This is a genomic window from Herbidospora mongoliensis (genome assembly GCF_001570545.1).
Taxonomy (GTDB): Bacteria; Actinomycetota; Actinomycetes; order Streptosporangiales; family Streptosporangiaceae; genus Herbidospora; species Herbidospora mongoliensis.
The window spans coordinates 391,162-413,554 of record NZ_BBXD01000015.1 but is presented as its reverse complement, the minus strand read 5'-3'; the positions used below and the strand labels follow the sequence as shown (position 1 = coordinate 413,554).

Sequence of the window (22,393 nt, the reverse complement as noted above, 5' to 3'; positions counted from 1 at the left end):
CCACGTGATACTTGGATTATGTTCAACGCGATACGGTCCCGGTTACGGGCATACTTCGTCACTGTGCCGCCTGTCGGCGTCGATTCGGTGCGCGATGTGCTGTGGTCGTCTGACGCACAGCAAGACCTGGCGGTGCTGGAACAGTACAAGATCTACGTGGAGATGGCCGACCGGATCAGCGCGCGGCGCGGGCTGGCCAACACGTTCTTCCTGTCACTCAACACGGGCATCGGGGCCATCGCGGCAACTGGCTGGAAGGACATCGCATCAAATCTCTGGGTGCTGCTGTTCCTGCTCATCGTGCTGGAAATCCAGTGCCTCGCGTGGTTCTGGCTGGTTCGGTCGTATCGGCAGCTGAACGGGGCCAAGTATGTCGTGATCGGCGCTTTGGAGGAGCGGTTGCCTGCCTCTCCATACTGGAAGGGTGAGTGGGAGGCGCTCGGCCGGGGGGCCCAGCCGGAGCGTTACTGGCCGCTGACACACGTCGAGCAGACGATTCCGCGACTGTTCGCGATCACCTACCTGACGGTGTTCGTGTTCACGGTCATCGCGATATCCAGCTAGCACACTAACTTTTGACGTTTGGCGCAGAAATTCCGATCAAGCGAGAGTCATCCGTGACTATTCGGGTTCCTTCTTCGGTTCAGCTTTGTCCCTGCCGAAAATTCCATCCGTGCAGTTCATGCGGCATGCGAGTACTCGTGGAGGATTCCGCCGAGCCGGTCTCGCCGACGGATGGTCAAGCTCGTGATCCGCTCTGGATCGGTGTTCGGATCCGGGACGGGACGCAGCGGGGCGGCCTGGGCGAGGGCTTGGTGGGCGCGGTGCCGGTTGGAGAACTGTTCGTACTCGCGCAGGGCGTGCCGGAGATGGCGTTCGTTCCACAGCAGACAGCGATCGAGTAGTTCGCGGCGACAGGACCGCACCCACCATTCCATGATCGCGTTCATTCGCGGCATTCGGATACCGGTGACCACGGTCTGAATGCCGGCCTCGGCAAGGATCTCGTCCATGAGCGCCGGGGAACTTCCCGTCCCGGCCGCGGATCAAGTAGCAGGCCCGGCAACCGGTGTCCTCCAGATCCATCACCAGGTTCCTGACAGCCCGGGCGACCCAGTTCGCGGTCGGGTGTGCAGTGGTGCCGAGCACCCGGATGCGTCTGGTGGCGTGGTCGATGACGGCCAAGATGTACTGACGCCGCCATCAAGAGTGACGGTCTCTGAAATCGCAGGCCAGCAGAGCCTCGGCCTGGGAGCGCAGGAAGTCGGCCCACGTGCTGGACACCCGCTCGAGCGCCGGATCGATGCCTTCCAGCTTGAGGATCTCCCAGACTGTGGATGGCGCCACCGTGATGCCGAGCGTAATGAGCTCGCCGTGCACCCTCCGGTAGCCCCAGGACGGATTCTCCCGGACCAGACGCAGGACGAGGGCGCGGATGAACGGACGGTTGGCGGGCGCCCACGCCGTTTCGGCACGCAGGCGCGAGCATTACGCGTTGCACGGGATGCGGTGCCAGCGCACGACAGTGGCCGGCCGGACGAGGAGACGCAGCCGACGAAGCACGTCACGGGGCAGCGGCGCCAGGAGAGCGGTGAGGAAGGCCCGGTCTTCAGGCGCGAACCGCGCCCTGGCGCCGACACCAAGCTGCCGTTCGAGGACGGCGATCTGATGACGCGGGGCGAGAATCTCGACGTCCTTGTCCCGATCACCCCTCGGCAGCAATCGCAGCGCCGCGAACGTGTTCGTGACAGCTGTGCGCGGTATTGGAGCCGGCCCGGTAGGGGTAGGGGGATTCTGCCCCGGGCCGCACGACAGTGCCTTTGGGCCGTTGGAGGCGTCGGTCCCGGACTTGTAGGGCGTGTTCGGGATCGTGGCGATGAAGGACATGAAGTCGTCGCCGTTGCTGCTGTTAAAGTATCCGCAGCGCTGGAGGTGGAGGTAGCGTTTCTCGCGATCGAGCCGGAAGCCGTCCACCACGTCGGTGCGCATCCTGCCCCCCACCCCGTCCGCGGCCTCCAGCACGGTGACGGGCGCGCCCGACCGGCGCAGCCACACCGCGCAGGCCAGCCCCGCACCGACTCCGGTCACCGGATGTCGATGTGCCATGAGCTGGTCGTACCCGGGGGGAAGATGGGCCGCTCCCCCGACAGGCCGGCCCGCTCTTCTAGGCGCGTGAGATGCGGGGCGAGGTGACGGCGTGCCATGGGAGCGGGGTCGACAGCACCATCGCGCTCGACGGCTGGCCGTAGGGCGCGAGCTGGTCGATGACGTGCTCGTTCCAGCGCCACCCGTGGATCGACGTGGGTCCGGCTTTCCCAGACGCTTGCCGATGTTGTAAGCGCCTTCCTTCCCGTCATCTCCGCCTTCGCCGAGCTGCGTGCGGCGCACCAAAATCGCCCGGGGGATGCCGGCTTCTGACAGCACGGCCAGCAGGTGCAGCCGGGGATCGCTTGTCGGCCGGTCTTGGCGCGACTTGGAGTCCATCATTCGAGCGGAGCGAGATCGATCCGAGCGGAGCGAGGCCGTTCCAGGGAGCGCGAGGGGCGGAGCCCTTCGCAAGGAGCGCAGCGACCCGGAGCGACAGCGACGCCGGGACGCGAAGCGGCCAGGGGGAGCGCGAGGGGGCGACAGCCCCTTCGCATCGGGGGGCTCGGGGGGTCGTCCCCCCGGGTACTAGCGCGGGGCCAGGATGCGGAGTTGCAGCATCGCGGCGAAGCGTTGCTCGGGGTCGGTGAGGTCGATCTCGCCGACCTCGGTGACGCGTTTGAGCCGGTAGCGCAGGGTGTTCGGGTGGATGAACAGGGCGGTGGAGGCCTTGGCCACGTCGCCCAGGGCGTCGAGCCAGGCCTCCAGCGATTCGACCAGGCCCGCGTTGTTGCGTTCGTCGTAGTCCATCAGGCGGGCGATCGCGCCAGCGGGGCGTTCGTCGCGGGCGGCGGCGAGGTCGCGCAGTTCCAGGAGCAGCGCCAGGGTCTGGACGTCGTCGAGCTGGGCCACCCGCAGGCCGGTGTGGCCCTCGCGCATCACGCGCAGTACGCGGTCGGCCTGGGCCTTGCCCCGGACGATGGCGCTGAGGTCTGATCCCGCCGGGGCCACGGCCACGATGGCGTGCAGGTTGCCGTCGACCCGGTCGACGAAGTCGGCGGCCAGGCGGGCGGCGCGCTGTTCGGGGCTGCCGCTCGTGACGACCACCGGGAGCAGGCCGTAGACGGTGCCGCCGACCGCGGCGACCGCCGATGACGGCACGGTCGCCGACAGGTGGACCGACAGGGCGTCGGCGAGGCGTTCGAGGTCGGTGTGGGCGTGGTCGTCGCCGGCCAGCAGGCCCGCGCTGACGATGACGAGGCGGCGGGCCGACAGGCCGAGCCGCGCGAGGGCGTCGCGGGCTCCGGCGCCGCCTTCCAGGACGGTGCCGATCAGGTCGGTGCGCAGCCGGCGCTGGACGTCGGCGCCGGCCCGCAGGCGCAGCAGGTGCAGCGCGACCAGTTTCGAGGCGTCGAGCAGGGCCTGGGTGCGCTCGTTGTCGACCTCGCCGTCCATGGCGGCCCAGATCGAGCCGAGGACCTCGTCGCCGGCCCGGACCGCGATGGCGACGCGCTGGACCGTTATCGCCTCGTAGCCCAGGTCCTGCGGCTTGACGACGACGGGGGTCTGGTAGCGGTAGAGGTCGCGGAAGACGCCCAGTTCGGTCAGGCGGGTGGCGTAGCGCTCGGGGACCTGGCGGCCGATGACGGTCTCCACGCGGGAGGGGTCGGCCTCGTCCTGGCGGCCGGAGAAGGCGAGCACGCGGGAGCTGCGGTCTTCGATGGTGATGGGGGCGTCGAGGAGGGCGGCCACCGCGTTGGCCACCGCGAACAGGTCGCCCGAGGGGAGGCCGCCGAGCGACTCGTGGTCGGTGACCCCGATGTCGCCCTCGGCGAGCATCGCCCGGATGAGGGCGGTGAGCTGCGCCCACGTGGCGCCCCGGCGCAGGCCGATCAGGGCCACGCCGCTCTCCTGGATCGCCGCCCGCACCTCCGGGGTCAGCGCGACCGGGGCCCTGACGACCAGGCCCACCGTGTCGTGAGCGCCGAGCGAGCGCAGCAGCGGGGCCAGGGTGCCGGCGGCCTGGTCGATCCCGACGCCCAGCACCAGCGAGCGGGGGGCGAGCACGGGTTCGTCGAGGGGGTCGTAGATGACGAGGGCGCTGATGCCCTCGGGGTGGTCGACGTCGCCGGCGACGACCTCGAGGAGGGTGGAGCCCAGGTCGTCGAGGACCCGGCCGAGGCTGGCACGCGGTCGCTGACTCACCCCCGGCAGTATAGGCGGGGACGTCAGAAGTTGATCCACTCCGTCGACGTCGTCACCCTCTCCAGCAGCTCCGGGATGGGAGTGACGCCCAGGCCGGGTCCGGTGGGCACCACGACGTGGCCGTCCACCAGGACGATCGGCTCGGTGATGTCGGTCCGGTAGAAGCGGTCGGAGGCCGAGACGTCGCCGGGCAGGGTGAAACCGGGCAGGGCGGCCAGGGCGATGTTGGCGGCGCGGCCGAGGCCGGTCTCCACCATGCCGCCGCACCAGACCGCGATCCCGTGGGCGGCGGCCAGGTCGTGGATCTTCCTGGCCTCCAGGTAGCCGCCGACGCGGCCGGGCTTGATGTTGATGATCTGGCAGGCGCCGAGCGTGATCGCCGCGGCGGCGGTCTGCGCGGACACGATCGACTCGTCGAGGCAGATCGGCGTGGCCAGCTGCCGGGCCAGCGCGGCGTGGCCCAGGACGTCTTCCTCCTCCAGCGGCTGCTCGATCAGCAGCAGGTCGAAGGCGTCGAGTTTGGCCAGGTGGCGGGCGTCGCGGAGGGTGTAGGCGGTGTTGGCGTCGACCTGGAGGAGCACGTCCGCGCCGAAGCGTTCGCGCACGGCGGCCACGGGGGCCAGGTCCCAGCCCGGTTCGATCTTGAGTTTGATGCGGGCGTACCCCTCGTCCAGATAGCCCTCGACGGCCGACAGCAGCTCGGGGATCGAGTCGTGGATGCCGACCGAGACGCCGCTGGGCACGCGGTCGGCGACGGCGCCGAGTTCGCGGCCGAACGACCGGCCGAGCGCGCGCAGTTCCGTGTCGAGAAGGGCCATCTCCACCGCCGCTTTCGCCATGCGGTGTCCCTTGTACGGGTGCAGCAGGCCCGCGACGGCCGCCGCGCCCGACCGTTCGACGGCGGCCCTTCCCTCGGGCGAGGCCAGTTTCGGCAGGAGGAAGCGGCGCAGCACGTCCTGCTGCGAGTCGACGTATTCGGCCGAATAGAGCGGGTCGGTCAGCGCGACGCACTCGCCCCAGCCTTCGGCGTCGTCGGTCACCGCCTTGACCAGCAGGACGTCGCGCTCGGTCTGCGTGCCGAACGAGGTACGGAACGGCGACACGAGCGGCATCGAGATGCGGCGCAGTTCGATTCCGCGCAGTTTCATGGGATCTCCAGGTCGACGAGATAGCCGAGGTCGCGGTCGAAGTCGACGACGCGGCCTCCGGAAGCCATCAGGGGCTCCAGATCGTCACGGAGCCGACGACGCCAGGCTACGGCGGCGGCCGGGTCGCCGGCGCGCAGGGCCTCGATGTCGGCGGGTGCCGCGACCCGGCGGCTCGACGGGCCGGCCGGCGGGCGGTCGTACGGCGTTCCGGCGCAGGCGGCGACCGCCCTCGGGGAGAGCAGGCTCCAGCGCACCAGCAGGCGGTCGGTGTCGTCGGTGCCGTTGATCGCGTCGTGCATCGGGCCGTAGAAGTTGGTGAGGTACTCCACCGGGAGCGCCCCCAGCCGGACGATGTTGAAATAGGCGTTGCGGCCGACCAGCGGGTCGAAGGTCCACTCGATCGTGGGGATGTCGCGGGCCAGGGCCCAGGCGCGCTGGTGGAGCTTGAGCGCCGTGCCGACGCCCCGGCCCGTCAGGCCCGGCACGACCCCGGCGACGTGGCTGTGCAGGGTGCGGGCCGCCGGTTCCTCGTGGAAGCCGACGCAGACGCCGACGAGACGGTCGCCGTCCCAGGCGCCTGCGGCGTAGTTGCCCGCCCTGGACAGGGCCCGGAGGAACTCCACCGTGATCAGCGGGCGGCCCCAGATCTCCAGGAGCAGGTCGATCATGGCGTGGGCCTCGGGCAGGTCCCGGAGTTCCCTGATCACCACGCCCGCCTTCTGGGCCCGTTCCCCCGCGTCGCGGGCCGCCAGGTCGAGCATTCTCACGTCAGCCGAGCCTCTTCGGGGTCGCGCGGGCGCCGAAGTGGACGTAGTCCTCGCCGGTGGGCAGCGAGTAGAACGTCACGGGCATCCACGACTCCATGCCGTCGGGGCGGACCGCGTACAGGCCGGGCTCGACGGGGGTCATCTCGTACGTCTGGATGGGGTCCTCCTCAAGCTCCGCCAGCGGGCCGGTCAGGGTGGTGCGCAGGGTGGGCTTGCCGTCCTCGTCGAAGACGTCCATGCGGACCGATCCACGCTCGTAGGTGCCGGCGTAGGGGTTCAGGTCGGTGGTGACCGGCTCGGCCGGGGGCTCGAAGGGTTCGGGCATGTGTATGCCGGTGAGCTCGGCGAAGATCTCCTCGTACAGGTCGACGTAGAGGTCGTGGGTGTTGCCGCCGTTGGTGGTGAGCGCGACCGCGACGCCGGCCTCCGGCAGCACGCGCAGGAACGCGGCCTGGCCGATGGTGTTGCCGTCGTGGCCGTAGGCGCGGTGGCCGTGCCAGTCGCAGCGGAACCAGCCGAGCCCCCACGAGTCGCCGAGCAGGCGCTTCTCGGGACAGTCGGTCTGGTAGGACGACATCGCCGCGGCGCTCTCCGCCGACAGGACGCGGGCGCCGTCGGCCGCGACCCCGCCGAGCAGGTGCATCCGGGCGAACGCGAGCACCTCGCCGACGGTCGAGGTGATCAGCCCGGCCGGGCCGACCGCGCGGGGCAGCCCCCACACCGGCGCGACCACCGGGTCGTCGCCGCCCTTGACGTGGCCCATCGCGTGGCCGAAGACCATCGCCTCCTCGGGCAGGGTCGTGGTGTGGGTCAGGCCGAGCGGCGTGAAGAGCTTGTCCTTCATCGCCTGGTCCCAGGTCGTGCCGGTGACGACCTCGATGATCCGGCCGAGCACGGAGTAGCCCGCGTTGCAGTACGACCAGGTGGCGCCGATCGGGTGGTTCTGCGCGGAGTCGGCGAGCAGGCCGACGTACTTCTCCAGGGCGTCGTCGCCCCGGCCGGTGTCGGTGAACAGGTCGCCGTCGATGCCGCTGGTGTGGGTGAGCAGGTGCCAGACGGTGACGGCGGCGGTGGTCTCCGGATCGCGCAGCGTGAACTCCGGCAGGATCTCGGCGACCGGGGTGCCGAGGGTGAGGCGGCCCTCGTCGACGAGCTGCATGATGACGGTGGCCGTCCACACCTTGGAGATCGAGCCGATCTGCCAGACCGAGTCGGTGGCGGCGGGCTGGCCGGTGCCGGCGTGCAGCACCCCGGTGGCGAGGGTCACGAGCTCGTCGCCGCTGAGGATGCCGAGCTGGGCGCCGGGGATCCCGTGCTTGGCGGCGAGTTCGTCGAGGCGGTTCTGCCAGCGGGCCTGGTCGATGGTCACGTGTGCTCCTTCAGTGGGGAGGCGGCGGCGAGGAGTTGACGGGTGTAGGCGTGCCGGGGCGCGCCGAGCACCTGGGCGGTGGGGCCGTATTCGACGATCCGTCCGTGGTGGAGGACGGCAACGCTGTCGGCGACGTACCGGACGACGGCCAGGTTGTGGGAGATGAAGAGCATGGACAGGCCCAGGTCGCGGCGCATGTCCCGGATGAGGTTGAGCACGGCGCCCTGCACGGAGACGTCGAGCGCGGAGGTGATCTCGTCGGCGAGGATCACCTCGGGCCGGGCGGCGAGCGCGCGGGCCAGCGCGACCCGCTGACGTTGTCCGCCGGAGAGACGTCCCGGCAGGTCCAGGGCGCGTGCGGCGTCGAGGTGGACCAGCGCGAGCAGCCGGGCCACCTCCGCCTGCCGGGCCTTCCTGCCGGGCCGGTCGGGCATCGCCTCCGCGATGGTCTCCCCGACGGTCATGCGGGGGTCGAGGGAGGAGTAGGGGTCCTGGAAGACCATCTGCACCGGGCGGCGGCCCCGGGTCGGGACCGGTTCGCCGTCGAGCAGGATCCGGCCGCCCGTCACGGGCGCCAGGCCGACGGCGGCGCGGGCGAGGGTCGACTTGCCGCAGCCCGACTCGCCGACGAGGCCGACGGTCTGACCCGCCGCGACCTCCAGGCTGACGTCGTCCAGCACGGTGTGCGCGCCGTAACGTACCGAGACCTCTTGGAAGCTGAGCACGCTCATGAGCCGCTCCGGTGACAGGCCACGCCGGCCAGGAGCTCGGGCGCGACGGCGCGGCAGTGGTCGTCGGCGAGCGGGCAGCGCGGCGCGAAGGCGCACCCGGCCGGGCTCAGCGTGGGGTCGACGGGAAGTCCGGGGATGACGGCGAGCGGCCGATCCAGGTCGGTCTCCAGGTCGGGGACGGCCGCGACCAGCGCCCGCGTGTACGGATGCCGCGCGAGCGTGCGCAGGTCCTTGGCGGGGAGCTCCTCGACGACGCGACCGGCGTACATGACCAGGACCCGGTCGCACACGTCGGTCACGACCGAGACGTCGTGGCTGATGAGCAGCAGTGCCGCGCCGGTGTCGCGGCGGACCTCGGCGAGCAGTTCGAGGATCTGCCGCTGGACGGTGACGTCGAGGGCGGTGGTCGGCTCGTCGGCGATGATCAGCCGGGGGTTCCCCATGAGGCCCATCCCGATCATGGCGCGCTGCCGCATGCCGCCGGAGAACTCGAACGGGTACTGCCGCGCGCGCCGCTCCGGCTCGCCGATCCGCACCGCGCGCAGCCGGTCGACCGCCCGCGCGAAGGCCGCCTTGCGGCTCATCCCCTGGTGGAAGCGGCTCACCTCGGCCAGTTGCGGCCCGACCCGGTGGGCGGGGTTGAAGGACGTCATCGGGTCCTGGAACACCACCGCCAGTGAGGTGCCCAGACGTCGATGCGCTCCGGCGGCCGTGAGATCCTCTCCCGCGACGACCAGGTGGTTCGCCTCCACGCGTACCGGCGGCTCCAGCAGCCCCGCCACCGCCAGCGCGGTCACGGATTTCCCCGAACCGGACTCACCGACCACCCCGACGGCCTCGCCCGGCTCGACGGTGAACGTGATCCCCCGCACCGCGTGGATCGGACCCGCCGGGCCGGGGATCGTCACCCGCAGGTCGTCCACGGAAAGGATCGCGCCGGGAACGGGCGCCGTGACGCCGGCGGGGTCGCGGGGCCCGCCCAGCGAGAACGTCCTGTTCGGAGCCGCCGCGAAGGCCTCGCCGGTGAGGTTGAACGCGAGCCCGGCCAGCACGACGGCGATGCCGGGACCGAGGGCGGCGAGCGGGTGGACGTAGATTCCGTTGAGCCCGTCCTGCATGAGCTTGCCCCAGTCGTAGGACGGCGCCTGCACGCCCAGCCCGAGGAAGGAGAGCCCGGCGAAGGTGAGCAGCACCCCGCCGGCCGCCATCGTCGCGTTCACGATCAGCGGCTCGGCGATGTTCGGCAGCACGTGCCGCCGCAGCACCCGCAGCCTGGACACCCCGGCGATGCGCGCCGCCGCGATGTAGTCGCGCTCGGAGACGGCGGCCACCAGCGTGTGGCACAGCCGGGCGAACGCGGGCGCCCCGGCCAGGCCCACCGCGAGCGCGGCCCCCCGGGCGCCGACGCCGAAGATGACGGCGAAGAACAGCACGAGCAGCAGCCCGGGGAAGGCCACCAGCACGTTCACAGCGGAGGTGATGAGGCGGCCCAGCCGCCGTCCGACCAGGATCGGCGCGGCCCCCAGGATGATCCCCAGCACCAGGCTGATCGCGGTGGCCGCCAGCGCAAGAAGGATCGAGAGCCGGGCGGCCACCAGCACCCGGGCGAACAGGTCGCGGCCGAGGTTGTCGGTGCCGATCCAGTGCTCGGCCGACGGCCCGGCCAGCAGATTCCCGGTGTCGACGACGGTGGCCTGGTCACCCCACAGGACCGGGCCGAACGCGGCGACGGACACCACGACGGCGAGCAACCCGAATCCGGCCACCCCGACGGGCCTCATCAGCTTTCTCCGATCGCCGAACGCGGGTCGAGCAGTGCGAGCACCACGTCGACGAGGGTGTTGATCAGCAGGACGCCGACGCCGTACACGAGCACGGTGCCCTGGACCAGCGGATAGTCCTTCGCGACGATCGAGCTGACGATCGAGGAGCCGAGCCCCGGCCAGGCGAACACGTTCTCCACCAGCACCGTCCCGGCCACCAGCGAACTGAGCAGCAGCCCGCCGATCGTGAGGGTCGCGGTCACCGCGTTCGGCAGGGCGTGCACCAGGTGCACCCGCGCCGGGGTGAGGCGTTTGGCCCGCGCGGTGCGGATGTAGTCGGCCTCCATCACCGCGAGCATCTCGACCCGGACGATCCGCGACAGCACCGCCGCCGGGCCGATCGCCAGCGCGAGCACCGGCAGTACATAGGAGTCGAGCCCGGCGCGGCCGGCCACCGGGAAGACGTTGGTCTGCACCGCCAGCAGGTAGACGAGCCCGACGCCCAGCAGGAAGTCGGGGATCGCGGCGACCACGACGTTGGTGCCGGTGAACGCGAGTTCGGCGCGCCGTCCTCTCCCCCGGCGGGTGATCACCGCCATGCCCACCCCGATGGGAACGGCGACGGCCACCGACAGCAGGAACGCGGCCACCGCGAGTTCGGCGGTGGCGGGCAGCCGCTGGGCGATCGTCTCGCCGACCGGGAGCCGGGTGGAGATCGACGCGCCCAGCTCCCCTTGGAAGAGACGGCCCAGGAAGGCGGCGTACTGCTGCCAGAGCGGGTCGAGCAGGCCGAGTTCCTCCTTGTGTGCCAGCACCAGGTCGGCGGGGGCGGTCGGGCCGAGCGCGGCCCGGACCGGATCGCCGGGGACCAGGTGGATCATCAGGAACGAGGCGGTCACGACCACCCAGAGCGACACCAGCAGCCGCCCCGCGCGCCGGAGCGCGAAGCGCGGCCATCGGCTCTTCAGCGGGTGTCCCATGCTCAGCCGAGCATCCTGATGCTGGTCGGGACGATGCTGCCGACGATGGAGAGCTCCGCGCCCTTGAGGAAGGTCGGGATCACGCTGTTGGCGAAGGGCACCACGTCGGCCGCCTTGTACAGCGCCTGCTCGGCGGCGAACCAGTCGGCGCATCCTTCCGCGCCGGTCAGGCCCATCGCCTTGGTGGCGGCGGCGAGGTAGCCGTCGTTGTCGATGGCGGCGAAGTTCGTGCCCTTCGGCGCGGCCGGGCCGGAGAGGAACGGCATGATCTGGTCGGGGGTGCTGACGTTGACGGGCACCCAGGCGACGTCCCAGTCGCCGGTGCCGAAGATCGCGCCGGAGAGCTGCGTCTGGTTCTGGTGGACGGCCTTGGCCTCGATCCCGACCGCCTTCCAGGCCGCCACGGCCAGTTCGGCCGCGCCGCTGCCCGCGCTCCCGAGCGCGCTGTCGGACAGCAGGGTGACCGAGAGCGGTTTGCCGCCCTTGGCCCTGATCCCGTCCGCGCCCTTCGCCCAGCCGGCGGCGTCCAGGGTGGCCCCGGCGGCGGTGGCGTCGAAGGCGGGCAGGTGGCCGGTGACGGCGTCGCCGGCGCAGCCGCTCGGCGCGAGGGTGGCGAACTGGGTGGCGGGCGCGCCCTTGCCGGAGGTGATGGCGACCTGGAGCTGCTTGAGGTCGAGCGCCTGGGTCAGCGCCATCCGGACGGCCGGGTCGGAGGTGAGGTGGCCTTCGGCGTGGTTGTACCACTGGAGACCGACCAGGGCCTGGATGCCGACCGACTTCAGGCCCGCCCCGGCGAGGCGGTCGGCGTCGGGGCCGACGATCTGGACCGCGTTGATCGTGCCCGCGAGCAGTTCGTTGGCGGCGGTGGTCTCGTTCGCGACGATCTTGACGACGACCTTGGCCGGCATGCCCTTCTCGGCCGTGGTCGCGCCGCCGGGACCCCAGGTGTACCCCTCGCGCAGCGCGTAGGTGTAGTGGTCGGACGGGACCGCCTCGGTCAGGACGTAGGGTCCGGTGCCGTTCGTGGCGGCCTTGAGGCTCGCCCGGTTCTTCATGCCCGCGTCGCACACCATCGGCAGGTTCGAGAACGCGTTCAGCGCGAACGGCGCGGGCGCGGGCAGCTTGACGGTGACCTTCGAGCCCGACGCGGAGGCGGTGGCGCCGGCCGGGATGAAGACGCCCAGGAACGGGCTCTTGTTCTCCGGGTCCTCCACGTAGGAGATGTTGTCGACCACCGTCTGCGCGGTGAACGGGGCGCCGTCGGCGCAGGTGACGCCGCTCTTGATGTCGAAGGTCAGGGTGGTGCCGTCGACGGTCCAGGCACTGGCCAGCTGCGGCAGGATCGTGCCGTCCGCGGCGACGGCCACCAGGTTGTCGTAGGCGAACTGCGTCAGGCCGAACAGGGCGCTGACCGCGGAGCCCTGCGGGTCGAGGGCGCCCGGGTCGGCCGCGAGGTCCATGGTGAAGGTCGTGGAGGCCGGGGACGTCGTCTCGCCGCCGCCACCGCCGCCGCTACCGCAGCCGGCCAGGCATATCAGGGCGAGAGCCGCGATCAAAGGACGCATTCGGTTCCTTTTCTGGTACGGGCGACCACACGGCCGTAGTGGACGTACTTCGCGAGGCCCGTCTCATCGCGTCCGATGAAGGCGAAGACGGGGTGGATGCCGCGGACCGGCTCGGCGGCGATCAGTGAGTCGCCGTCGAAGTGCACCAGCCGCAGGCGCAGGGGCTGCTCGCCGATCTCGGCGATGATGTCCTTGGGCACCCGGTCGAGCCAGACCGCGCCGTCGGCGTCCTGGCTGACGGTGATGTCGTAGATGGTGTCGGCGTAGTCGCCGAGGTAGGGCGCCGGGTCGATCGGCTCCGGTTCCGCCGGGGGCACCGGGCGGCCCGGCAGCGTGATGCCGGTGAGTTCCTCGATCAGGTGCGCGACCACGTCGTCGAAGATCCCGAAGACGTCGCCGCCGTTGGTCAGCAGCGCGACGGCGACCCCGTGGCCGGGCGCGACCCGCAGGAAGGCGGCCTGGCCGATCGTCCCGCCGTCGTGCCCGACGACCTGGTGTTCCAGTTCCCAGCCCAGTCCCCACGCCTCGCCCATGCCGTGGAGCCGGGGCAGTTTCACCTGCGGCTGCCACATGGCCGCCACCGTGCCCGGTTTGAGCAGGCCCGCGCCGTCGGCCAGGTGCATCCGCACGAAGCCGATCAGGTCGCGCGCGGTCATCGCGAGCATCGACCCGGCGGGCGCGTTCGACCTGGCCAGCGCCCACGTCGGGGTGGGCTCGGGCACGTGTCCGACGGCGGCCCGGTGCAGGATCGCCTCATACGGGCTGGGCGAGACATGGGTGAGGCCGAGCGGCGTGGCCAGCCGCTCGACCAGCACCTCGTCGAACGGCTGGCCGCGCAGCACCTCGACCAGGCGGCCGAGCACCACGAACCCGGTGTTGTTGTAGGAGAAGACCTCCCCCGGCTCGAAGAGCTGCGGGATGTCGTGGATCGAGGCGACGTAGCGCTCGACGGCGTCGGCGCCCCGGCCGGTGTCGGTGAAGATGTCGCCCTCGAAGCCCGCCACGTGGGTGAGCAGGTGGCGGGTGGTGACGGACGGGTCGCCGGCCCTGAGCTCCGGCAGGTAGGCGCGCACGGGAACGTCGAGGTCGACCAGGCCGTCGTCGACGAGCTGCATCACCAGGGCGCTCGTCCACAGCTTGGTGATCGACCCGATCTGGAAGACCGAGTCGACGGTCGCCTCGACACCGGTGGCCGTGCTGAGCACCCCGGCGGCGGCGGTGAGCACCCGGCCCCCGGTCAGCACGGCGACCGACACGCCCGGCACCCCGCGTTCGGCCAGGATCCGGGCGAGGTGCTCGTCAAGCCAGCCCTGCGTGCTTTCCGGCGACATCATGTGCTGAGGCTAGATCGACTTCCTCTCGCCGTACTCAGCCGATCGCACAACCCGAGTCGGTCGCGGTTGTGCGATCGGCCAACGGGTCATTTCCAGACCTGGGCCGCCACCCGCCGGAAGTTGCCGCCCAGGATGCCGCGCACCGTCTCCTCCGGGTAGCCGCGCCCCACCAGCTCCCGCTCGATCAGCAGCGTCGTCTCGGGTTCGACGAACTGGATCACGCCCCAGCGGGTGTACTCCTCGGGGAACAGCTCGGGGTTGTCCTCCAGCTCCTTCATGATGTCCTCGGCGTCGAAGGAGTAGTCGCTGCCGATGCCGACGTGCGCGGGCCCCACGAGGTTGACGGCGTAGTCGATGTGGGCGATGAACGCCTCCAGCGTCGCGGTGTTGGGCCCCAGGAAGATCCCCACGCCGGGGATGCCGATGACCCCTCCGGTGGCGGCGCACGCGCGGGCCTGCTCGTCGGTGATGTTGCGGGGGTGGTCCCACAGCCCGCGCATCGCCGAGTGGGAGTAGATCATCGGCTGCTCGGAGACCTCCGAGAGGTCCAGTCCGGTACGGGTGCCGCAGTGCGACCCGTCGACCAGCATGCCGACCTCGTTCATCCGCCCGACCAGATCCCGGCCCCACGGGGTCAGCCCGGTGTCGACGGCGTCGAGACAGCCGCCCCCGGCGGCGTTGCCGTTGTTGTAGCTCGGCAGCAGCGACTTCACGCCCAGGTCGTAGAAGGTCCGGACCATGTCGAGGTCACCGGCCAGCGGCCGGGAGTCCTCCAGGTCGAAGGCGACCACGACGCGGTCGCCGGGCACCGCCGCGTCGATCTCGCCGACGGTCGTGGCGAGCGCCAGATCGGGGTGGGCCTCGATGGCGCGGGTGAAGTGGCCGATGTAGGCGAGCGAGTCCTCACGGGTGTGCGGCGCGTAGCCGACGTTGACGCACACGTAGGCGCCGCCCGGACGGCGGTAGCGCAGGAGGTCGTCGACGTCGGCGTCGAGGGTGAGGGGCAGGCAGGAGTGCTGCTCCCAGAAAGGGCGGGTCATGGGCCCATCCTGAGGTATTCGCGGGCTCTCTCCAGCGGCGAGACGCCGTACTCCTCCTCGATCGCCGAGGAGATCAGGTGGCAGAACAGATGCCGCTGGATCGGGGTGACGCCGAGCCGGGCCAGGTGGGCGTAGAGCAGGTTGACCGCGACGCGGTGGGCCCGGAACCAGTCCGACGCGAGGACCTCGGTGCGGTAGCGGTCGGTGGACATGAGCACGTCGAAATAGTCGACCGGGTGGCGGCGCGGGTCCTCCGGCTGGCCGGGGGTGTCCAGGTCGATCTCCGCGCCGGCCAGCAGCGGGAGGGCCCGTTCCTTCTGGCGGCGGGTGAAGGCGATCCAGTCCTGTACGTGTGGCGCGGCCTCCCCCGCGTCGATGGAGTTCACCACGCCGACCACGGTCGCGCGCAGCTCCCGGGCGTTCTGGCGATATCTGGCCTCGAACGCCTCCGTGATCGCGGCCGGGTTCTCACTGGCCGCGACGGCCGCCGAGACGTGGGAGCGGTAGGACATATAGCCCCGGCTGACCGGCGGCACGCTGACGTGCGCCACGGCGACCATGAGGTCGATGGCGACCGCGAACAGCGCGAGCTCACCCCGGCGCACCTGGTCGAGCGTGCCGAAGGTGAGCCGGGTGCTCTCCGCGGCGGCGGCGTCGACCAGGTCCGTGAGCGCCTGCCCGCCGAAGACGCGAAGGCGGTCGTCGTAGGGCTCGGTCTGCACGGAGTTGTCCGGGTACCACGGCAGGAGCGGCCCGGTCTCGTGCTCCCGGACGGCCAGCAGGCGGTGGGGTTCGAGCAGCTCGCCGGCGTCGAGGAGGGTCGTGGACGGGTGTTCGCGCAGGTAGCGGGTGATCGTCCCGGTAGCGACGGGGAGCCAGTCGTGCGTGGCCGCCCGGAAGTTGAGCCGCAGGTGCGGCCCCTGACGCCAGTGGCGGACGAAATACGGCTGCTCGATCCGGCCGTCCAGGCGCTCGAACAGCGGGCGGACGCAGTCCAGGATCAGGCCGGTCTTGTCCTGGTCGTAGTAGCGGATCTGCGTGCTGCGCCAGCTCATGAGGCCTTCTCCAGGGTGGCTGCGGTCAGGTATCGCAGGTGCGCCTCTTCGGCGATCGACAGGCCGAGCCGGTTGCAGAACAGGTGGACGCACCGTTCGAGCACGATCCTGGAGTCCAGTTGAAGGTCGGCGAGGCGTCGCTGAAGGGCGTCGACCGAACGCCACCAGGTGCTGCCCGAGGTGGCGATGCGCCGGCAGCGTTCGGCCTGCGCGGTGAGGGCGTCGCGCCGGCCCGCGAAGATCTCCGCGTGCCGGGCGCGGGCCGGGGCCGGATCCCAGCGGTCGCGCTCCCCCGCCAGCACGGACGCCAGGCGGCCCGGGTCGGGTTCCCAGGCCATGAGCGTGAGCATCATCGCGGTGAGCGCGTGGCCCAGCCGCCGCCGGGGGTCGGGCTCGCCGCGCAGGATGGCCAGCGCGATCCTGCTGGAGTCGGTGAAGTGCCTCTCGACGGCGTCGACCGCCTCCGGGCCGCCGTACATCGCGTATTCGGGCCGGTAGGCGATGGCCTCCACGTGATCGTCGGGCCGGAGGCGCTCGTCGTAGGCGGCCAGGCCCTCCTGCCGGGCGAACTCGGCGGCCAGCAGCGCGTAGCCCTCGCGGTCCCACGGGGTCGTCGCCGGATACGCCGCGAGGTACTCCTCCAGGACGGCGGTGGCGCGTCTCCCGATCGTCGCGGCGTCGTCGGGGACGCGGGGCAGCAGGCGGAGCCGCAGGTGGGGGCCGCCCTCCCAGTAGCGCAGGAAGAAGTACCGGTCGAGCCGTCCGTCCAGCTCTTTGATCAGGCCGTCGACGGCGGTGACGAGCAGCAGGTCGGTGCCGGTCCGGTGGAAGGCGTGCAGCGAGATCCAGCGGTCAGTCATGGCCCACCTCGACCACGTATTCGCTCACATGGCCGCCGGCCGCCGCCTCGAAGCCGGGGAGAAGCTCGTGGAAGACGATCACCGGACCGCTGGTGTCCAGCCCCCGGTCGAACAGCGTGACCAGCGCGGGGTCGGCCAGGTCGAGATAGGTCGGCTTGCCGAGCCGCGCCGCGCGGGCCCGCGCACCGGGGTCGCGGGAGGAGACGAAACAGCGTTCCGGCAGGTCGTGCCGGGCGAACCAGGCCGCGAGGGCGAGCAGGTACGCCGTCTCGGAGCTCTTGCCCCGGCGTGGGACCTCGCCCTTCGTGACGTACCAGGCGGCGCGGGCCACGGTGACCCGGCCGACCGACACCCTGGCCGTCCGCTCGACCCCGTCCGGCACCGGCTCGGGGGGCGGGGCGAAGACCTCCGCCAGGTCCTTCGCCGGGCTGGGCAGGTCGCCGAAGAGCTGAAGCAGGAGGCGGGCCGTGCGCGGCAGGAGCATGGGCGCGACCATGCCGGTGTAGACCGGGAAGAGCCGGGTGCCGGCGTGCCGCAGAGCGAGCCCGCCGGGCTCGTGCCGGACGGTCAGCTCCCCCAGGCCGAACGCGGTCGTGCCCGGGACCACCCCCGGATAGGCGATCTCGTGGGCCGCCACCGGGGACCGCAGGTTGACGTTGCTGCCGAACAGCCCGGAGATCTCCACCGGCAGCCCGCGCTCCCTGCCGACCTGCGGGTTCGCACCCACCGGGACACCGGCGACCCGCAGCAGGCGGTGCACCCGGCTGCGCATCGCGCCGTACCCCGGGCCGATCCCGTTGAGCACCAGCCGCACCGGCGACTCGTCCGGCGGGCCGATCACCTGGACGAAACAGGACACCGACCCCACCGGACGGGCGGACCCGCTGAGCCGGACCGCGTCCGGGGTCTCGGGCAGCAGGCCGCGCAGTGCGGCCGGCGCCTCCGCCCAAGCGCCTGAAAGGAGCGTTTCCTCCCACGGGAACATGAGCGCATGCAACTCACCAGCGGGCGTTCCGGGGGCGGTTCGCTCCGCGAGCATCCGGTGGAACCGGCCGAACTGCGCCTCCGCGCCTTCGCCGAACCACTCGGCGAACAGGTCGGCGGCGAGCCGCCGGGCGATCCCGTCACGATCGAGGACCGCCGCGAAGGCGATGATCGTGCGCAGGTCGTCGAGAGCGGGACCCCAGGCGTCCCGGCTCAACCGAGGGCCTGGTGTGGTGACCACGGCGTTCTCGTGGAAGAGGTTGCGGTCCGGCAACCGGCCGGCGTCCCCTCCGGCCAGCTCGGTGAACGCCGACCGCACCCGCCGTCGCAGTTCCTCGCGTTCGGTCACGTCGGCCGCGTCGGGATACCGGTCGAGCGCCTCCTGTACGGCTGCCAGCGACTTCCCCACCCGATGCGGGCCGAGCCGATCGATCAGGGTGCCGAGATGCGCGGCGTCCTGATCGGCGACCGGCGGGCGGCGCTCCAGCAGGCCCAGCTCGACCAGCCGGGCGTCCTCATACGGCGGGCTCAACAGCCGTCGCAGCGGTTCGGAGACGGCGACGCCGCTGTAGGCGTCCTCCTGGCCCGTCATCCACCACAGGCGGCCGTCGTCCTCGTGAAGGCTCGGGTTGGGCCTGACCTCGAACAAGGCCGCGAGCCCCGCGTCGTCGCGGGCCAGGTCGGTGAGCAGCCGCAGCAGCAGGGGCACGTTCGGCTCGACCGCGCTCCGCCACGCCCACGGTCCGGGCCGGCAAATCGGCTCGCCGTCGTCGCTCCACGTCCCGAGGGCCGTCGTCATGAAGGTCGCGTGCGGGCTGGTCTTCGCCACGACGCGGGCCAGGTACTTGGCGAGCCGGAGCGCGACCCGGCGCGGCGGCACGCTGCCGGGCGGCGCGGCCAGCCACCGGCTCAGCGCGCCGGACATCGACGGTCCCGCCTGGAGCAGGCCGTAGCGGAAGGCGTCGGCGCCGGCCCACCGGCGCAGCACCTCGCAGGCGCCCCGGCGCTCCTGTTCGAGCAGGCCGGGAAGCCGCCGGACGAGCGCGTCATGCCGATCGAGGTCCGCGACCCAGTCGGTGGCACCCGGCCAGACGTGGCCGCCCGGCCGTCTCGTGTTGTACAGCGCCCGCCGCGTCGCCACCAGCGCCGCTCGCGCCGGGCCTGGCGGGGTCGTTCCGATCACCGGCTCCAGTTCGCCCGCGAGCCGCCGCCCCTCGGCGGCCAGCCGGTCACGGGCCGACAGGATCTCCTGGACGCTCTCCCACGTGGCCGCGCACCTCAGCTCCGCGAGGGCCGTCACCGGCAGCGCGGCGACCCTGACGACCACGGTCGCGTCGATCTCGACGCGTCCCGGCAGACCACGACGCGTCGAGACCACGGCCGGGATCCTCAGACGACCCAGCTCGTGCGCATGTAGCCCGAGGCGCCGACCTCGGTGTTGCCCAGGCCCATGCCGAGTGCCTTCACGAGGTCCTCGCCGGGGAGCTCGACCGTCATCACGTCGAGTGAGTCGAGATCGAGGTGAAACGGTTCATTGGTCGCCATGCGCTCTCCATTCCTCGTGCTTTCCGGTGACGATCGTCACGGTAAGCGCGGTCGGGGAAGTCGTCCATCGGCGATGAAGAAACAGAAAGTGCGGAGGCGAATACACAACGGCCCTCCGCACCGCACCTGCCAGGCGGTGTCACGGTCAGCGAGGTTTCGAACCAGGCAATTCCACGACGGTGAGAAATTGCTTTTCTCAGCGCGCGGGAAAGACCTCGTCGTAGTCGACCCAGAGATGGCGCGGCCCGCGCAGGATCGGGCTCGGCCGGTACGGCGGCGGATCGGCGACCAGCCGGGGGTTGTAGAGCCGCCGGACCAGCTCGGTCAGCACGATCTGCGCCTCCAGCCGGGCCAGCGGCGCGCCGAAGCAGTAGTGGATGCCGCCGCCGAAGCCCAGGTGCTCGTTGCGCGGCCGGTCGAGCGAGAACGTGTCGGGGTCGGTCACGTGGTCGGGATCGCGGCTGCCCGCCGCCAGGGCCAGCACGATGGGCGACCCGGCCGGGATGGTGACCCCGCCGACGGTGACGTCCTCCAGGGCCACCCGCGAGGAGATCATCTGCACCGGCGGCTCGTACCGCAGTAGCTCCTCCACCGCCGGGACGATCAGCTCGGGGTCGTCGTGGACGCGGACCAGCACGTCGGGACGGCGCAGGAAGGTGAGCATGCCGTTGGCGATCAGGTTGATCGTGGTCTCGTGCCCGGCGATCAGCAGCAGCACGCCGGTCCTGACGATCTCGTCCCGGGTCATCTCTCCGTCGGCGATGAAGCCCGACAGCATGTCGTCGCCGGGCTTGTGGCGGCGCTCGTCGACCAGGCCGCCGAGGTAGTCGTCGAGTTTGTCGGCGACCTCCTGGCGTTCGGCGCGGTGCTCGTCCCTCGGGCTCAGGAGCTCGATCAGCCGGTCGGCCCAGGCGTGGAACTGCGACTCGTCCTCGCGGGGCACGCCGAGCAGGCGGCAGATCATCGCCACGGGCAGCGGGTAGGCCACCTCGTCGACCAGATCGGCGCGCTGTTTGCCGGCCAGGTTGTCGATCAGTTCGGTCGTGATGGCCAGCATGTCCGGCCGCAGGCGGTCGATCTTGTCGGGTGCGTGCGGCGGGCCGAAGTGGCGCATGGCCAGGCGGCGCAGCCGGTCGTGCTCGGGCGGATCGAGGCCGATGAAGGCGGGCGTGCGGTCCAGGGTGCGGCGACCGGAGCTGATCCGGGGGTCGTGCAGGAGGGCGACGATCTCGCGGTAGGTGCTGACGACGTACGTGCCGTCGTCCTGAAGCGCCACCGGTGTGTCGCGCAGCTCGTTGAGCAGCGGGTACGGGTTCGCGCGGCTGGACGGGTCGAGAACGAGGTGGAAGGGACAGCTCATGACGTGCGGCCTCCGGGCAGCAGCAGGGAGACCCGTCGTTCGGCCGGGTCGTGGCCGGTCACGACCACGGTCGCCTCGGCGGTGGCGGACAGTTTCTCCGGTACGCGGACGGGCGTCGCGTTCTCTGAAGGGAAGGGCGCGGCCTGCTCGATCAGCCGCTGGTAGTGCTCCAGCCACATGCCCTGGTCGAAGGTGACCGCCGCGGTGATCCGCCCCTGGTAGCCGTAGGCGGCCACGAACCGGTGGCCGGCCGTCGAGCCCTGGGTGACGGCGATCTCGTCGGCGAAGGTCGGCACGCCGACCGACTTGATGTTGACCCCGAACTGGCTCGACCAGAACACCGGCACCGACACGTGCGGCCAGCGGTGCGCCTGGTCGCTGATCATGTTGTGGGCCGCGATCTCGGCCTGGGCGACCGCGTTCCCCCAGTGCTCCAGCGTCATGAACTGGTATTGGTAGAGCGGATGCGGGAAGCGGGCGATGTCACCGGCCACGAAGACGTCGTCCAGGACCAGTCCGTTGATGTCGACGGCGCGGCAGCCCGCGTCGCAGGTCACGCCCCACACCCCGGCGGCCAGGCCGGAGCCCTCCAGCCATTCGACGTTGCGGACCGAGCCGAGCGCGACGACGGCCACGTCGGCCTCGACGGTGCTGCCGTCCGACAGGTGGGCCTTGCGCAGCCGGCCGTCGGCGTCGCCCTCCAGGGAGGTGACGGTCGTGTCGCAGCGCAGGTCGACGCCGTGCGCGCGCTGCAGTTCCGCCGCCACGTCGCCGATGACGCCGCCCAGGGCGCTCACCAGCGGGGCCGACCCGCGTTCCACGACGGTCACCGGCAGGTCGAGTTCGCGGCAGACGGAGGCGATCTCGCTGCCGGTGAACCCCGCGCCCAGGATCAGCACGCGTTTCGGCCCGGCCGCCAGCGCCTCGCGCAGCCCGGCCGCGTCCTGGGCCGAGCGCAGCGTGTGGACGCCCTTCAGCTTGGCCTCCGCCTCGTCGGGCCAGGGGCGGGCGCGGGTGCCGGTGGCGAGCAGGACGCGGTCGAACGGGATCTCGCGGCCGTCGGCCAGGAGCACCTTCTTGGCGGCCACGTCCAGGCCGGTGGCGGGGGTGCCGGCCAGCCACTCGACCTCGACCTCGCGCAGGCGCGGCAGCCGGGTGTTCTCCGGCGCCACCTGGCCGGTGAGGACCTGCTTGGACAGGGGCGGCCGGTCGTAGGGCTCGCCCTCCTCCTCGCTGATCACCGTCAGCGGCCCGGTGAAGCCCTCCCGCCGCAGCGTCCCCGCCGCCCGCGCGCCGGCCAGCGAGCCGCCGACGATGACGATCCTGCCCTCGTAGGTGCTCCCGCCGGGCTTCGTCTCCGGGAGGTTCCGGCTCTCCCTCCAGTCGAGGTGGATGGCCTGGACGGGGCACGCGGCCGCCGCCCTCAGCACGTGGTCGCGCCGGCCTGCGGGCGGGTCCAGGTCGTACAGGAGAACCTCTTCGCGCATGCGGAAGACCTCGGGCGCGAGGAACACGCACTGGCCGTAGCCTTGGCACCGCGTCAGATCGACGACCACTCTCACAAGATCGGCCGTGCCCGGCCGCGACACCCCGCATGTCCAG

The 22,393-nt window shown here is 71.5% G+C and carries 20 protein-coding genes; 1 reads left to right on the top strand and 19 read right to left on the bottom strand.

The features are described from left to right. The coding region (locus AW272_RS22685) for a RipA family octameric membrane protein (protein WP_218011017.1) at nt 1-564 on the top strand (564 nt) is incomplete at its 5' end. 116 nt (nt 565-680) lie between these two features. Here the strand turns inward: AW272_RS22685 and AW272_RS44410 are convergent. From AW272_RS44410 to AW272_RS22600, 19 genes are all read right to left on the bottom strand, one after another. After that, the gene (locus AW272_RS44410; RefSeq protein WP_218011016.1) at nt 681-1,013 is read right to left on the bottom strand and encodes an integrase core domain-containing protein; all 333 of its coding nucleotides are present in this window, start codon (nt 1,011-1,013) and stop codon (nt 681-683) included. Nucleotides 1,014-1,203: 190 nt separating this feature from the next. Continuing rightward, complete coding sequence (locus AW272_RS44405) at nt 1,204-1,347, bottom strand: hypothetical protein (RefSeq protein ID WP_218011015.1); 144 nt, start codon at nt 1,345-1,347, stop codon at nt 1,204-1,206. Nucleotides 1,348-1,488: 141 nt separating this feature from the next. Further along, the gene (locus tag AW272_RS45210; protein ID WP_245657676.1) at nt 1,489-2,106 is read right to left on the bottom strand and encodes an NAD(P)-binding protein; all 618 of its coding nucleotides are present in this window, start codon (nt 2,104-2,106) and stop codon (nt 1,489-1,491) included. A 567-nt stretch (nt 2,107-2,673) separates the two neighbouring features. After that, nucleotides 2,674-4,290 carry a PucR family transcriptional regulator gene (locus tag AW272_RS22670; RefSeq protein WP_157518711.1) on the bottom strand — a complete coding sequence of 539 codons (1,617 nt, stop codon included), beginning with the start codon at nt 4,288-4,290 and terminating at the stop codon, nt 2,674-2,676. 23 nt (nt 4,291-4,313) lie between these two features. Next, on the bottom strand, nt 4,314-5,438 hold the full coding sequence (gene menC / locus AW272_RS22665; protein ID WP_066368604.1) for an o-succinylbenzoate synthase: 1,125 nt from the start codon (nt 5,436-5,438) through the stop codon (nt 4,314-4,316). After that, on the bottom strand, nt 5,435-6,199 hold the full coding sequence (locus AW272_RS22660) for a hypothetical protein (protein ID WP_066368603.1): 765 nt from the start codon (nt 6,197-6,199) through the stop codon (nt 5,435-5,437). The genes menC and AW272_RS22660 overlap by 4 nt, the downstream gene beginning before the upstream one ends. A 7-nt stretch (nt 6,200-6,206) precedes the next feature. After that, complete coding sequence (locus AW272_RS22655) at nt 6,207-7,574, bottom strand: serine hydrolase domain-containing protein (protein WP_066368590.1); 1,368 nt, start codon at nt 7,572-7,574, stop codon at nt 6,207-6,209. Beyond that, a complete protein-coding gene (locus AW272_RS22650; RefSeq protein ID WP_066368588.1) occupies nt 7,571-8,305 on the bottom strand; it encodes an ABC transporter ATP-binding protein in 735 nt (244 codons plus the stop codon). Before AW272_RS22650 ends, AW272_RS22655 begins: the two co-directional genes overlap by 4 nt. After that, the gene (locus tag AW272_RS22645) at nt 8,302-10,086 is read right to left on the bottom strand and encodes a dipeptide/oligopeptide/nickel ABC transporter permease/ATP-binding protein (RefSeq protein WP_066368586.1); all 1,785 of its coding nucleotides are present in this window, start codon (nt 10,084-10,086) and stop codon (nt 8,302-8,304) included. The genes AW272_RS22650 and AW272_RS22645 overlap by 4 nt, the downstream gene beginning before the upstream one ends. After that, entirely contained in the window at nt 10,086-11,048 is a 963-nt protein-coding gene (locus AW272_RS22640) for an ABC transporter permease (protein ID WP_066368582.1), read from the bottom strand. Before AW272_RS22640 ends, AW272_RS22645 begins: the two co-directional genes overlap by 1 nt. 2 nt (nt 11,049-11,050) lie before the next feature. Then, nucleotides 11,051-12,613 carry an ABC transporter substrate-binding protein gene (locus AW272_RS22635; RefSeq protein ID WP_066368580.1) on the bottom strand — a complete coding sequence of 521 codons (1,563 nt, stop codon included), beginning with the start codon at nt 12,611-12,613 and terminating at the stop codon, nt 11,051-11,053. Then, nucleotides 12,601-13,947: a serine hydrolase domain-containing protein gene (locus AW272_RS22630; RefSeq protein WP_066368578.1), complete on the bottom strand. Its 1,347-nt coding sequence runs from the start codon at nt 13,945-13,947 to the stop codon at nt 12,601-12,603. The genes AW272_RS22635 and AW272_RS22630 overlap by 13 nt, the downstream gene beginning before the upstream one ends. An 86-nt stretch (nt 13,948-14,033) precedes the next feature. Continuing rightward, on the bottom strand, nt 14,034-14,987 hold the full coding sequence (locus AW272_RS22625) for a dipeptidase (RefSeq protein ID WP_066368576.1): 954 nt from the start codon (nt 14,985-14,987) through the stop codon (nt 14,034-14,036). Beyond that, nucleotides 14,984-16,042 carry a thiopeptide maturation pyridine synthase gene (locus AW272_RS22620; RefSeq protein ID WP_066368573.1) on the bottom strand — a complete coding sequence of 353 codons (1,059 nt, stop codon included), beginning with the start codon at nt 16,040-16,042 and terminating at the stop codon, nt 14,984-14,986. Before AW272_RS22620 ends, AW272_RS22625 begins: the two co-directional genes overlap by 4 nt. Next, entirely contained in the window at nt 16,039-16,902 is an 864-nt protein-coding gene (locus AW272_RS22615; protein ID WP_066368570.1) for a thiopeptide-type bacteriocin biosynthesis protein, read from the bottom strand. Before AW272_RS22615 ends, AW272_RS22620 begins: the two co-directional genes overlap by 4 nt. Next, nucleotides 16,895-19,264, bottom strand: a complete 2,370-nt coding sequence (locus AW272_RS22610; protein ID WP_066368568.1) for a lantibiotic dehydratase family protein — start codon at nt 19,262-19,264, stop codon at nt 16,895-16,897. The genes AW272_RS22615 and AW272_RS22610 overlap by 8 nt, the downstream gene beginning before the upstream one ends. Before the next feature lie 11 nt (nt 19,265-19,275). Further along, nucleotides 19,276-19,431, bottom strand: a complete 156-nt coding sequence (locus tag AW272_RS42275; protein ID WP_157518710.1) for a hypothetical protein — start codon at nt 19,429-19,431, stop codon at nt 19,276-19,278. 196 nt (nt 19,432-19,627) lie between these two features. Continuing rightward, entirely contained in the window at nt 19,628-20,791 is a 1,164-nt protein-coding gene (locus AW272_RS22605) for a cytochrome P450 (protein ID WP_066368567.1), read from the bottom strand. Continuing rightward, the gene (locus AW272_RS22600; protein WP_245657675.1) at nt 20,788-22,347 is read right to left on the bottom strand and encodes an FAD-dependent oxidoreductase; all 1,560 of its coding nucleotides are present in this window, start codon (nt 22,345-22,347) and stop codon (nt 20,788-20,790) included. Before AW272_RS22600 ends, AW272_RS22605 begins: the two co-directional genes overlap by 4 nt. Nucleotides 22,348-22,393: the final 46 nt, after the last annotated feature.